Origin of the sequence: Pseudomonas pohangensis (assembly GCF_900105995.1) — a bacterium.
In the GTDB taxonomy this organism is placed as follows: domain Bacteria; phylum Pseudomonadota; class Gammaproteobacteria; order Pseudomonadales; family Pseudomonadaceae; genus Aquipseudomonas; species Aquipseudomonas pohangensis.
Genome location: NZ_LT629785.1, coordinates 1,928,343 through 1,941,057 on the forward strand (window position 1 = coordinate 1,928,343; position 12,715 = coordinate 1,941,057).

Sequence of the window (12,715 nt, forward strand, 5' to 3'; positions counted from 1 at the left end):
TCCGGTTGGCACTCGATCGGCCAGCGTCAGAAAGACGTCGCGCCACAGCCGAGAACTGTGACGCGATCGTAGGCTGGTGGCCTGCAGGGTTAGCTGGTTAACTCGAGTCCGGGATCGGCTGGCCGAGGCGCCGGGACCAGGCCATACCGGGCCATGACCAGCAGCGGCAACGCCGTTCCGGCGCCCGGGACGCCGAAACAGACTGACTTGCACCAAGCTAGCGCGGCACTAATTGACCTGTTTGGCAGCCAGCAAGGGGGCAAGCCGCCGGCCCATTTCCTCGCCCAGCGCCTGCAAACCGCTCATGGGGCGGATCATCACCTCGAATTCGACAATCTTGCCCGATTCGTCGAAGCGGATCATGTCGATCCCCTTGAGTTCGCGCCCGGAAACCGTGGCACTGAACTCCAGCACCACATTCAGGCCATCGGCAGTCGCCAGTTCGCGGTGATAGGTGAAGTCCTCGAACACCTTGAGCACGGTATTCAGGATCAGTGAAACCAGTGGCGCACCGTTGTAGGGCTTGTAGGCCATGGGAGAGCGGAATACCGCCTGCGGATGCAGCAAGTCCGGCAAGCTGTCCAGATTCTGCTGGGTGACCAGCGCATGCCACTGGGCAAGGGTTGCCGCGGCTGCGGGTTGAAGTGCTGGAGTGGTCATTTGCAATGGCTGTGTCCTGGATGCGTGATGCTGTTGTGGCTGGCGGGCCAGGGGTCCGTAGGGTGGGCTTCAGCCCACCACCACCTAAACAATGTCATGGTGGGCTGAAGCCCACCCTACCCAAGCGGTCTTTACAGCGCCGCCGCCAGGCGCGAACCCTGATCGATGGCACGCTTGGCATCCAGTTCGCTGGCGACATCCGCACCACCGATCAGATGCACCTTCTGCCCAGCTGCTTCCAGCCCGTCCTGCAATTCGCGCAACGGGTCCTGGCCGGCACAGAGGATCACGGTATTCACCGCCAGTACCTGTGGCTCGCCTTCGCCGATGCGGATATGCAGGCCGGCATCATCAATGTTCAGATACTCGACACTGTTGAGCATCTGCACATTCTTGTTTTTCAGGCCGGTACGGTGAATCCAGCCGGTAGTCTTGCCCAGGCCGTCACCGACCTTGCTCTTCTTGCGCTGCAGCAGGAATACCTGACGCGCGGCCGGATGCACTTCGGCCTTGACCCCGGCGACACCACCGCGGGCATTCAACGCCGTGTCGATGCCCCATTCCTTCCAGAAGGCTTCACGGTTGAGGCTGGTGGCTTCGCCCTGATGGGTGATGAACTCCGATACATCGAAGCCGATACCACCGGCGCCGATCACTGCCACCGTCTGGCCGACCGGCTTGCGCTGCAGTATGGCATCCAGATAGCCGATCACCTTGGGATGTTCCACCCCGGGAATGCCGGGCGTGCGCGGCACAATGCCGGTGGCCAGGATGACTTCATCAAAGCCGCCCTTGACCAGCTCCTCGGCGTTCACGCGGGTGCTCAGGCGCAACTCGACTCCGGTGCTTTCCAGCTTGTGCTTGAAATAACGCAGGGTTTCGAAAAACTCTTCCTTGCCCGGTATGCGTTTGGCCACATTGAACTGGCCACCGATTTCACTGGCCGAATCGAACAGGGTCACGCTGTGGCCACGCTCGGCTGCCACGGTGGCCGCCGACAGGCCCGCCGGACCGGCGCCGACCACGGCGATCTTCTTCACCCGGGTAGTGGGGATGTAGTTCAGCTCGGTCTCGTGGCAGGCCCGCGGGTTGACCAGACAGCTGGTCAGCTTGCCGCCGAAGGTGTGATCGAGGCAGGCCTGGTTGCAGCCGATGCAGGTATTGATCTCGTCAGCGCGGCCGGCTTCGGCCTTGTTGACGAACTCCGGATCGGCGAGGAACGGCCGCGCCATGGAGACCATGTCGGCGTCGCCCTCGGCCAGCACCTGTTCGGCAACTTCCGGGGTATTGATGCGGTTGGTGGTGATCAGCGGAATCTTCACCTCGCCTTTCAGCTTGGCGGTGACCTTGGTGAAGGCCGCACGCGGCACCTTGGTGGCGATGGTCGGGATACGTGCTTCGTGCCAGCCGATACCGGTATTGATCAGGGTCGCACCGGCTTTCTCGATGGCCTTGGCCAGCAGCACGATCTCGTCCCAGTTGCTGCCGCCCTCGATCAGGTCGAGCATCGACAGGCGGTAGATGATGATGAAATTCGGGCCGACCGCCTGACGTACACGGCTGACGATCTCGATGGCCAGACGCATGCGGTTTTCGTAGCTGCCGCCCCAGCGGTCGGTACGCTGGTTGGTGTGCGCGGCAAGGAACTGGTTGATGAAGTAACCTTCAGAACCCATGATCTCGACGCCGTCATAGCCGGCCTGCTGGGCCAGCGTCGAACAGGTGACGAAGTCCTGGATCTGCTTCTCGATGCCCTCTTCGTCCAGCTCGTGGGGCTTGAACGGATTGATTGGTGCCTGAATGGCACTCGGTGCCACCGATTTGGGGCTATACGCATAACGACCGGCATGCAGGATCTGCATGCAGATCTTGCCACCGGCCTCGTGCACGGCCTGCGTCACGATCTTGTGCTTTTCCGCCTCTTCCGGCGTAGTCAGCTTGGCAGCGCCGGAGTACACCCCGCCTTCGGCATTCGGGCCGATGCCGCCGGTGACGATCAGGCCGACACCGCCGCGTGCCCGTTCGGCAAAATAGGCCGCCATGCGCTCGAAGCCCTGCGGCTTTTCTTCCAGACCGGTGTGCATGGAACCCATCAGGGTACGGTTACGCAGGGTAGTGAAACCCAGATCAAGCGGGGCAAGCAGGTGCGGATAGAGTGCGTGGGTCATCAGTAGGCTCCATGGCAAGGTGCTAAAGCAGCTGGACAGAAAATCGGGTGCAGCTTGAGGCAACAGACAATAAGCAGCAAAACAAGCAGCCTCAATGCCTCAAAGTTACAAGTTATTGATCATAATTGACAGCAAGGCTTGGCAAGCCCGGCACACTCCCCTAACCTGACCACAGGTTTCCGGGAATCACTCGTCATGCGCAAAGCCCTGAAGTATCTGCTGGCCATTCTGCTTGCCGGAATAGTGGCGGGTTATGCCGCCTGGACCCAATATCGTCCCGCAGGAATGTTTCTTTCCGACCTGCGCAGCGAAATCGCACTGAACCAGGGCACTCCGGGTGAGCATGGCAATCTGCTGGGCATCCAGCCGGAACTGTTCCCCAATGATTACCGCAGCCCGCTACTGCTGCGCCGCAAGCTCGCCGCCTATCTGGAGCAGGCACGCCGCGACGGCCTGCTCAACGACAAGACCATAGTGGTTTTTCCCGAGCATATCGGCACCTGGCTGGTTGCCAGCGGCGAGAAGAACCAGGTCTACACGGCATCCAGTGTCAGCGAAGCCATGGCCTGGCTGGCTGCCAGCAACCCGCTGCAGGTACTCAAGGCCCTGTTCGCGGCCAAGGGGCAGGATCGCCTGGCCGATGCCCTGTTCCGCATGAAAGCCGAACAGATGGCCCATGACTACCAGACGCTGTTCGGCGGCCTGGCCAGCGAATATGGCATTACCCTGGTGGCCGGCTCGATCGTGCTACCCGAGCCGCGGGTCGAGGATGGCCGGCTGCTGGCTGGCGATGGCCCGCTGTTTAACGTCAGCCAGGTCTTTGGCAGCGATGGCCAGCCAATCGGCCAACCGCAACGCAAGGTGGTGCCGATCATCGACGAGCAGGGTTTCACCGCTGCCGCCGGCGCCGAGCAACTGAGCGTGGTCAACACCCCGGCAGGTCGGCTGGGGGTACTGGTCTGCGCCGACAGCTGGTTCCCGCAGAATTATCAGGCCCTCGCTGATGGCCAGGTCGATCTGCTCGCAGTGCCGGCCTTTCTTACCGGCAATGGCAGCTGGGACAAGCCCTGGGGCGGCTACAACGGCGCTGCAACACCGGCCGATGTACAAATCAAGGCCGGCGAACTGAGTGAAGGTGAGGCCTGGCAGCGTCTGGCGATGGCCGGAAGAATCGGGCAGAGCGGCGCCCGTGCCGGAATTACCGTGTTCATGCGCGGACAGTTATGGGACATGGGCAGCGATGGACACAGTCTGGTCGCGAACCCGGCTGGCCACGCCCTTGCGCCGGATGACCGGGGCGCCCGCCTGATCAATCTGTGGCTTGAGTAAGCGCCGATGAAACCGCAACGGATTCGTCTGGGTGACCTGACGGTCGGCTCGATTCACAGCCTGGCCGCTGCAGTGCGCAGCCATGATCAGGACCCGCAGCCACTGCTGCAACATTACGGGCTGGACAGCGAACGTCTGGCCGAACCCCGCGGACGGTTATCCATTCCGCGCTACATGCGCCTCGGGCATGCGGCCATCCAGCTGACCGGCGATCCTGCACTCGGCCTGCAGATGGGCCGCCAGGCACGTTTCGCGGACTTCGGCCTTACCGGCATAACCGCAGCCCAGGCACCCAACGTACGCGAAGCGGCTCGTGCCGTGACCCGCTTCGAGCTGCTCTATGCCCGCAACTATCGCGGCCAGTCGAGTTTTCATGAAGACGCCAGGGGTGCCTGGCTGCGCTTCTACTCGATCAGCCCCTACAACGCCTACAACCGCTTTGTGGTGGACTCGGTGCTGGCCGGCTGGCATGCCCAGCTCGGTCACCTGTGCGGGCAAACACTGGTGCTGGAGAAGGTCGAAATCGAGTTCCCGGCTCCGGCTTATGCCGAGCGCTACAGCGAGTTGTTCGGCTGTCCGGTGGAGTTCTCGGCCGCTTGCAATCAACTGCGGCTGTCGAATGCCACACTCGCGCTGAAGGGTGCCGAACACGTTCCGCATAGCTGGCGAGAACTGCTGCAGGTGTGCGAGCGTGAGCTGGAGCAACTGACGCGCACCCACAGCCTGAAGGAGCGCATCATCCTGATGCTCGGCCCGTTACTGCATGGCCGGGAACCGGATCTCGAAGACATTGCCCGGCGTCTGCAACTGCCGACCTGGACCCTGCGCCGCAAGCTGGCTGAAGAAGGCACGCAATACCGGGCGATACTCAACGATACGCGCCACGATCTGGCCATGGCCTATATCCGCGACACCGAACTCAGTTTCGGCGAGATCGCCTACCTGCTCGGGTTTGCCTCCGCCGAAGCCTTCCAGCGTGCATTCAAGCGCTGGAGCGGCAGCACGCCGGGGGAATTCCGCCGCAGCCGGCGCCAGGCCGTTTAGAAAACGCAGACAGTTTTCTGCGCGCTTACAGCTCGGCGGCATCATCCTGCAACTCGGGTGCATCCAGCTCCCCGGCACGCGCTTCCAGCAACTCTTCCTGATACTCATCCATAACTCTGTCTCTCTGAATTGGTGCATTTCATGCACTGACCCGAACAATCTAGAAAGGTTGCATGACAAACATGTGAATGAGCTGAAAACCGGCAGCAGCCTGCCGTATTTTGCAGTTTTACCACTCGACAGCCGTGGCAGCCGGGGATTATCTTGCCGACATGGCCGCTGCCGTGGCCAGCGTCGCTCGGACGGTTCCGGGCGCTTACGTTTGCGAGATAACAATGACTGACTCCCGTCCGCCGCGCCGCTTTGCGCGCATCGATCGCCTGCCCCCTTACGTTTTCAACATCACCGCCGAGCTGAAGATGGCCGCCCGCCGTCGCGGCGAGGACATCATCGACCTGAGCATGGGCAACCCCGACGGCCCGACGCCGCCGCACATCGTGGAAAAACTGTGCACCGTCGCCCGGCGTGAAGATACCCACGGCTATTCGACATCCAGAGGCATTCCACGCCTGCGCCGGGCGATCGCCAACTGGTACCACGAGCGCTATGCCGTGGATATCGATCCCGAGCGCGAAGCGATAGTCACCATCGGCTCCAAGGAAGGCCTGGCGCACCTGATGCTGGCCACCCTGGACCAGGGCGATACGGTGCTGGTGCCCAACCCCAGTTACCCGATCCATATCTACGGCGCGGTGATTGCCGGTGCCCAGGTGCGCTCGGTACCACTGGTGCCCGGCGTGGACTTCTTTGCCGAACTGGAGCGGGCGATTCGTGAAAGCATTCCCAAGCCGAAGATGATGATTCTCGGCTTCCCGTCCAACCCGACCGCACAGTGTGTCGAACTGGATTTCTTTGCCCGGGTGGTGGCTCTGGCCAAGCAATACGATGTACTGGTGGTGCACGACCTGGCCTATGCCGACATCGTCTACGACGGCTGGAAGGCACCCTCGATCATGCAGATCGAAGGCGCCAAGGATATTGCGGTGGAGTTTTTCACCCTGTCGAAAAGCTACAACATGGCTGGCTGGCGCATTGGCTTCATGGTCGGTAACGCCGAGCTGGTCAATGCTCTGGGGCGCATCAAGAGCTACCACGACTACGGCACCTTTACCCCGCTGCAGGTCGCGGCAATTGCCGCGCTGGAAGGCGACCAACAGTGCGTCCGCGATATCGCCCAGCAATACCGGCAACGGCGCAATGTGCTGGTCAAAGGCCTGCACGAACTCGGCTGGATGGTGGAAAACCCCAAGGCCTCCATGTACATCTGGGCCAAGATTCCGCCGGCTTATGCGGCACTCGGCTCGCTGGAATTCGCCAAGAAGCTGCTGGCCGAAGCCAGAGTCTGTGTTTCACCGGGCGTGGGCTTTGGTGACTACGGCGATGACCACGTACGCTTTGCCCTGATCGAAAATCAGGACCGCATCCGTCAGGCAATCCGCGGCATCAAGCAGATGTTTCGGGCCGACGGCCTGTTGCAGGCCGCGGCCATCCCGCGAGCACCAGACAGCCTGTAATTGCAGGCTTCAGTCCGGCATGAGCCATGTGTCCAGCTCGGCCGGACTCAGCGAACGGGAGAAGTTGTAGCCCTGCATGTGCGAGCAGCCCTTCTCCAGCAAAATGCGCACGTGATCCGGCGTTTCCACGCCCTCTGCCAGCACTTCCAGCTTCATGCTGCGGCCCAGCGCGATCACTGCTTCGGTGATCGCCAGATCGCCGGGGCTGGTATTGATGCCCTGCACAAACGAGCGGTCAATCTTCAGCACATCGAACGGGAACGACTTCAGATAGGAAAGGCTCGAGTAACCGGTACCGAAGTCATCCAGCGCCAATCGCACGCCAAGGGTGCGCAGTGCTTCGAGGGTATCGATCAGCTCGGCCGAGTCACCCATGATCACCCGCTCGGTAATCTCCAGTTCGAGAAAGTGCGCTTGCAGGCCCGTCTCGCGCAGAACCGAACTGACCAACGCCACCATATCGACACGCTGCAATTGCACGGCGGATATGTTCACCGCCATCACCACCGGCTTATAGCCCTTGTCCTGCCAGGTCTTGGCCTGCATGCAGGCTTCGCGCAGGACCCACTCGCCCAGCTCGAGAATCTGTCCGGTCTCTTCTGCCACAGGTATAAAAGTGTCCGGGGGAATCAACCCGTCTTTACCCTTCAGCCGTACCAGCGCCTCGACACCGAATATCTTCCGGTCATTACCACTGACCTGCGGCTGATACTCAAGAAAGAACTTCTTGTGATCCAGGCCATTACGTATGGTGGATTCGAGCTGCAGCCGTTCCTTGGTAGTCGCATCCATGCTGGCGTCATAGAACGAATAGCCATTGCGACCACTGGTCTTGACCGAATACATGGCGGTATCCGCATGCCGCAACAGGTCATGGATACTCAGGCTGTCCTTGGGATACATGCTGATGCCGATGCTCGGGGTAACCTGCAACTGGTGACCCGAGAGGAAATATGGCTGCGAGAGTGTCTGCTGGATCTTGATCACCAGCGGCAGCATATGTTCCTGACTTTGCAGGCCGGAGAGCACCAGGACAAACTCGTCGCCCCCCAGGCGGGCGACCATGTCGCCGGAGCGCAGATTGTGCTGCAGACGCTGGGAAACCGCCTGCAACAGCCAGTCACCGACCTGATGGCCGAGGGTATCGTTGATGTTCTTGAAGCGGTCAAGGTCAATAAAGAGTACCGCGACCAGCGTGCCGTTGAAGTGCGCGTCAAAGATCGCGCGGGACAAGCGCTCGGTCAGCTGGGCGCGATTGGGCAGTTCGGTTAGGGCATCGTAGTGGGCCATGAACTTGACCTTGGCCTCCATCTGCTTGCGCTCGCTGATATCCACGCCGATTCCGGCGTAGCCGATCATCTGCTGGTCCTGAGAGAACATCGGCGATGCGCGCAGGAGTATCCAGCGGAACTCGCCATCGTGCCGGCGAATGCGCAACTCCAGCTGGAAACCTTTTTGCGAATCACGGGCGCGCTCAACCACTTTCTCGTAAAGAGCCGTGTCCTGGGAGGCAATCAGCTGCGCCACATGGAATATCTCGAACTCGTCACGCTCCAGCCCGACAAAGCGCAGCATTTCGTCATTGAACCAGGTGAAATCACCGTCCATGTTGGTCATCCAGATGAACACCGGCGCGGTGTTGGTCAACTGGAGAAAACGTTCCTCGCTGGCGCCCAGCTCAAGGGCCATTTCGCGGCGGGTATCAAGAAAGCGGTTGACCGACTCGGCCAGGTCGACAATTTCGTCATTGCCCTGGGGCAATTCGATGCGCAGCGACAAGTCATGACTGCGGCTGATGGTATCCACCCGGCTGGTGACCTGCAGCAATCGGGAAAGTACCCGTGACTGGGACATGCTGATAATCAGCAACAGTACCAGCATGGCCAGCAGCGTCAGCACCAGGAAAAACTGGAAGGCTTCCAGGCCCTGCTGCAAAAAGAAAGAGCCACCGACCAGCTCGATTACCGCTATCGGTTCAGCACTCATATTTTTCAGGACCAGATAACCCTGGACGTTGCCCTCATCAACCTGCCTGACCAATACTCCGCGCGGGTCTTGCAGTGCATCAGCAGCAATGCTCAACAGCTCCGCAGAGGCATCCTTAGCGATGACCCGCAGTTGCAACTTCAACTGGGTGGAAGCCTCGAGCGCCTGCATGAACTTGTCATCGACCAGCCGCATCATGGCCAGTACGCCATGGCTCGGCCCGTTACCGTTGGAGTCAAGAATCGGGTAGGCCGCCACCTGCAGCAATTGATTGCTCGGCGCCTTGAGAAAACCGGAAAAATGCGCTGCAGCATCGCTGCTGAAGGCTTGCTGTTCGGAAGCAATCTGTTGCCGCGCCCATTCAACCGGTTGCCAGGACTGGTCTACCTGAAACTCGAAACCGCTGACAATCAGGGGCTTGGCTTGCAGATCGGTGACCAGCAGTCCGTTGACCTGCAGTCGCTCCAGGGAAACCACGGGATTCTTGCCGAGGAATTGCTGGGCAGACTCGACTTGCGGGTCACTGACAAAAGCTGCCAGCTCATCCCAGGCAGCCCAGTCGGAAACGATCCGTGCCAGGTTGCCTTCTTTGGCAACCAGGCCCTGCTGCACACGCACCAGTTCCTGCTCGACCCGCTTGGTTTCCAGACTTTCTACCTGGGGCATGACCAGCTGACTGAACAGCAACCACTGCAGGACCAGCAATAGCAGAAAACCCACAGCCACCAGCGTGAGCATCTTTGCTCTGATACCAAGCCGGACCACAGGCGCGGAAGGCTTCAGCAGTAGTTTCGATTCAGATCGGGACAATAGTAAATGCCAGAAGTTGGGAGACAGGAAACTCTCGAATATTCGCAGCAAGAGTATAGCAACGCCCGATCGGGCAAACGCCAACTGTTTACCAGAATACGCCTAAAGGCCGGGTTTCAGCGACAGGCAAGGCAACCCGCCAGGTAGCGGGTGCGGCAACAACTCAAACCGCCAAGAAGTCTGAGCGCCTCCCCCCGCTTACTGTGCTTTCTGCTACAGCAGAAACAGCGTCGCCATTCCCAGGAAAATGAAGAATCCGCCACTATCGGTTACTGCGGTAATCATCACGCTGGCGCCCATCGCCGGATCCCGCCCCAGACGCATCAGCGTCATCGGAATCAATACCCCCATCAGCGCCGCCAGCAACAGATTCAGCGTCATGGCCAGGGTCATGACCAGCCCCAGCGCCGGATTGTCATAGAGCCAGAAGGCCACGCCACCGATCACCCCGCCCCAGACCAGGCCATTGATCAGCGCCACACCGAGTTCTTTGCGAATCAGCCGTGAGGTATTGGCGGTCACCACCTGATCCAGCGCCATGGCCCGCACAATCATGGTAATGGTCTGGTTACCGGAATTGCCGCCAATGCCCGCAACAATCGGCATCAGGGCGGCCAGCGCGACCAGTTTTTCTATCGAGTCATCGAACAGACCAATCACCCTGGACGCGAGAAAGGCGGTAATCAGGTTGATGGCCAGCCAGGACCAGCGGTTGCGCAGGGATTTCCAGACCGAGGCAAAAATATCCTCTTCTTCTTTCAGACCGGCCATGTTGAGTACTTCGGTTTCGGTCTCTTCGCGAATCAGGTCTACCATTTCATCAATGGTCAGGCGCCCGATCAGCTTGCCATTAGCATCAACTACCGGGGCCGAAACCAGGTCGTAGCGCTCGAAAGCCTGCGCAGCCTCATTGGCTTCCTCATCAGGGTGAAAAATGACCGGATCGGTCACCATAACCTCGGCTACCTGTTTGTCCGGATCACTTACCAGCAGCCGCTTGATCGGCAAAATACCCTTGAGCACCCCGTCGTAATCGACCACGAACAACTTGTCGGTATGCCCTGGCAACTCCTTGAGCCGGCGCAAATAGCGCAAAACCACTTCAAGACTGACGTCCTCACGGATGGTCACCATCTCGAAGTCCATCAGTGCGCCGACTTGCTCCTCGTCATAGGAAAGCGCCGAACGCAAGCGTTCCCGATATTGAACATCGAGGCCTTCGATCAGCTCATGAACCACATCTCTGGGTAATTCCTGGGCAAGATCCGCCAGCTCATCGGCATCCATTTCCCTGGCTGCGGCAAAGATCTCCTCATCATCCATGTCGGCCAGCAGTGTTTCGCGCACCGCATCGGACACTTCGAGCAGGATGTCGCCATCCTGTTCCGCCTTGACCAGCTTCCAGACCGTAAGGCGATCGTCCAGAGGCAAGGCCTCCAGAATGTGGGCAATATCTGCCGGATGCAGCTCGTCCAGCTTGCGTTGCAATTCGGAGATGTTTTGCCGGTGCACCAGGTTCTCGACCAGTTCCTGGTGTGGCCCTTCCTGACGGTGCGTCAGGTTTTCCACCAGACGATGACGATCTAGCAGGTCAATCACCTGCGCGAGGCGATCCTGCAAACTTTCTTGCGGCTTTTTTGCTTCTGTTTCAGTCATGGCGTGCTCCACCCCGGTTGCGGCGCACGCAGCGAGGGTCAATCAGTCAGAACGCGATTGCACAAAGGTTTGAAATTTCTACTGGGTAAGTCCATGGGCGGGGTCCATGAGCCCCGAAGGGGCGGATTGCTGAATAATAACACTGCAGCAAGGCCGGGTGCTGTACAAAATTACCGCAGAACAATCAGTTGCAAGTCAATCCTGAGTGGCTGTCTAGAGCATTACGCTATCTGGTCCAACGGCGTGAAATACGCATCTTGCATTGATCACCCTGCCGTCTAAGCTGGAAATCAGACGTCAGGGAGGACGCCAGAATGCACCCAATCAATGGACTAACCTGTTGCACCCTTTTGTTGCTGTCAGTCGCTGCCCCGCTGCAAGCCGCCAGCGTTTTCCGTTGCGAGGACAGCCGCGGGCACATCACTTACACCCAACAGGGCTGCCCTGCAGACCAGCAGCTGGACATCCAGTCTGCAGACAACCTGCCACCCGGTGCGGACACACCCGTAACAATGGCCCCGGGCATTACAGGCGCACTAAAGAAAGCCAGAAAATCCACACCCGCCAAGGACTTGACCATAGTCGCCGAGCAACAGGACGGCTGCGGCAACCGCGTGACCGGCGCGCAACGCCGCACAGCAATCATCCGCCAGCAAATCCGTGCCGGCATGACCCGGGAGGATGTCGAGAGCGCACTGGGCAAGCCTGATGAAAAATCCACGGCCAACGGTGACACCCAATACATCTATACAACGAATGACGGTACCCGCCGAAAGATAAACTTCGACCAGAATGGCTGCGTGAAAAACAAACACTGATGCAGCAAGCAAAAAAGGGGCGTCCCTTGCGGAGACGCCCCTTTGCAATTGTGGTGCACTCAGGAGGATTCGAACCTCCGACCGCCCGGTTCGTAGCCGGGTACTCTATCCAGCTGAGCTATGAGTGCACAGGGTGGTTTTAGACCAGATCACCACTGGCTACAACAAACAAACTGCACGGGGCAGTTCATTCAAGATGGTGCACTCAGGAGGATTCGAACCTCCGACCGCCCGGTTCGTAGCCGGGTACTCTATCCAGCTGAGCTATGAGTGCAGTACTTGCTCTTTGACCTGCGTGAAGCTGATATCGCAAATGGCGGAGAGGGGGGGATTCGAACCCCCGACACCCTTTTGAGGTGTACTCCCTTAGCAGGGGAGCGCCTTCGGCCACTCGGCCACCTCTCCGCAACACGGGGCGCATAATACCCATGTTCGCCCTGCTTGGAAAGCCAAAACAGGATATAAATTAGGGAGTTGGTTCCGGATCTTTTTCTTTCTGGATGCGCTGGTATATCTCTTCCCGATGCACTGCTACATCCTTGGGAGCGTTAACACCAATGCGCACCTGATTGCCCTTGACGCCCAGCACTGTGATGGTGACCTCATCGCCTACCATCAGGGTCTCTCCGACCCTGCGAGTCAGAATTAGCATTCCCTAGTCCTCAAGTTT

The 12,715-nt window shown here is 59.5% G+C and carries 9 protein-coding genes and 3 tRNA genes; 4 read left to right on the forward strand and 8 right to left on the reverse strand.

Features of this window, described 5'->3' with window-relative positions; translation table 11 throughout:
• Positions 1–228 precede the first annotated feature (228 nt).
• Both BLT89_RS09030 and BLT89_RS09035 read right to left on the reverse strand, forming a co-directional pair.
• Positions 229–660: a nuclear transport factor 2 family protein gene (locus BLT89_RS09030; protein WP_090194361.1), complete on the reverse strand. Its 432-nt coding sequence runs from the start codon at positions 658–660 to the stop codon at positions 229–231.
• A gap of 131 nt (positions 661–791) precedes the next feature.
• Positions 792–2,828 (reverse strand): NADPH-dependent 2,4-dienoyl-CoA reductase, encoded by a 2,037-nt coding sequence (locus BLT89_RS09035; RefSeq protein ID WP_090194363.1) that lies wholly within the window; start codon positions 2,826–2,828, stop codon positions 792–794.
• A 195-nt stretch (positions 2,829–3,023) separates the two neighbouring features.
• On the opposite strand from BLT89_RS09035, the gene BLT89_RS09040 reads away from it, so the two are divergent.
• The 3 genes from BLT89_RS09040 (at position 3,024) to alaC (ending at position 6,775) form a co-directional block, all read left to right on the forward strand.
• Positions 3,024–4,157, forward strand: a complete 1,134-nt coding sequence (locus BLT89_RS09040) for a nitrilase-related carbon-nitrogen hydrolase (RefSeq protein ID WP_090194365.1) — start codon at positions 3,024–3,026, stop codon at positions 4,155–4,157.
• 6 nt (positions 4,158–4,163) lie between these two features.
• Positions 4,164–5,201, forward strand: coding sequence for an AraC family transcriptional regulator (locus BLT89_RS09045; protein WP_090194367.1), 1,038 nt, complete (start codon positions 4,164–4,166; stop codon positions 5,199–5,201).
• Positions 5,202–5,536: 335 nt separating this feature from the next.
• Positions 5,537–6,775 (forward strand): alanine transaminase, encoded by a 1,239-nt coding sequence (alaC, locus tag BLT89_RS09050; RefSeq protein ID WP_090194370.1) that lies wholly within the window; start codon positions 5,537–5,539, stop codon positions 6,773–6,775.
• A gap of 9 nt (positions 6,776–6,784) precedes the next feature.
• Here alaC and BLT89_RS09055 read toward each other — a convergent pair whose 3' ends face one another.
• Together BLT89_RS09055 and mgtE are read right to left on the reverse strand one after the other, a co-directional pair.
• Entirely contained in the window at positions 6,785–9,499 is a 2,715-nt protein-coding gene (locus BLT89_RS09055) for a bifunctional diguanylate cyclase/phosphodiesterase (RefSeq protein WP_090194372.1), read from the reverse strand.
• A gap of 285 nt (positions 9,500–9,784) precedes the next feature.
• Complete coding sequence (gene mgtE, locus BLT89_RS09060) at positions 9,785–11,227, reverse strand: magnesium transporter (protein ID WP_090194374.1); 1,443 nt, start codon at positions 11,225–11,227, stop codon at positions 9,785–9,787.
• Between the two features lie 314 nt (positions 11,228–11,541).
• Between mgtE and BLT89_RS09065 the strand changes: the two genes are divergently transcribed.
• On the forward strand, positions 11,542–12,045 hold the full coding sequence (locus BLT89_RS09065) for a DUF4124 domain-containing protein (protein ID WP_090194376.1): 504 nt from the start codon (positions 11,542–11,544) through the stop codon (positions 12,043–12,045).
• A gap of 51 nt (positions 12,046–12,096) precedes the next feature.
• Here BLT89_RS09065 and BLT89_RS09070 read toward each other — a convergent pair.
• The 4 genes from BLT89_RS09070 to csrA all read right to left on the reverse strand — a co-directional run bounded on the left by BLT89_RS09070 (position 12,097) and on the right by csrA (position 12,697).
• A tRNA-Arg gene (locus BLT89_RS09070) sits at positions 12,097–12,173 on the reverse strand.
• A 69-nt stretch (positions 12,174–12,242) separates the two neighbouring features.
• A tRNA-Arg gene (locus BLT89_RS09075) sits at positions 12,243–12,319 on the reverse strand.
• Between the two features lie 40 nt (positions 12,320–12,359).
• Positions 12,360–12,450, reverse strand: a tRNA-Ser gene (locus BLT89_RS09080).
• A 61-nt stretch (positions 12,451–12,511) separates the two neighbouring features.
• A complete protein-coding gene (gene csrA, locus BLT89_RS09085) occupies positions 12,512–12,697 on the reverse strand; it encodes a carbon storage regulator CsrA (protein ID WP_090194379.1) in 186 nt (61 codons plus the stop codon).
• Positions 12,698–12,715 lie beyond the last annotated feature (18 nt).

What these genes read in the sequence shown, in the direction of transcription:
- BLT89_RS09030 (WP_090194361.1), bottom strand. Translation starts at nt 660, where the DNA reads ATGACCACTCCAGCACTTCAACCCGCAGCCGCGGCAACCCTTGCCCAG.
- BLT89_RS09035 (WP_090194363.1), bottom strand. Translation starts at nt 2,828, where the DNA reads ATGACCCACGCACTCTATCCGCACCTGCTTGCCCCGCTTGATCTGGGT.
- BLT89_RS09040 (WP_090194365.1), top strand. Translation starts at nt 3,024, where the DNA reads ATGCGCAAAGCCCTGAAGTATCTGCTGGCCATTCTGCTTGCCGGAATA.
- BLT89_RS09045 (WP_090194367.1), top strand. Translation starts at nt 4,164, where the DNA reads ATGAAACCGCAACGGATTCGTCTGGGTGACCTGACGGTCGGCTCGATT.
- alaC (WP_090194370.1), top strand. Translation starts at nt 5,537, where the DNA reads ATGACTGACTCCCGTCCGCCGCGCCGCTTTGCGCGCATCGATCGCCTG.
- BLT89_RS09055 (WP_090194372.1), bottom strand. Translation starts at nt 9,499, where the DNA reads ATGCTCACGCTGGTGGCTGTGGGTTTTCTGCTATTGCTGGTCCTGCAG.
- mgtE (WP_090194374.1), bottom strand. Translation starts at nt 11,227, where the DNA reads ATGACTGAAACAGAAGCAAAAAAGCCGCAAGAAAGTTTGCAGGATCGC.
- BLT89_RS09065 (WP_090194376.1), top strand. Translation starts at nt 11,542, where the DNA reads ATGCACCCAATCAATGGACTAACCTGTTGCACCCTTTTGTTGCTGTCA.
- csrA (WP_090194379.1), bottom strand. Translation starts at nt 12,697, where the DNA reads ATGCTAATTCTGACTCGCAGGGTCGGAGAGACCCTGATGGTAGGCGAT.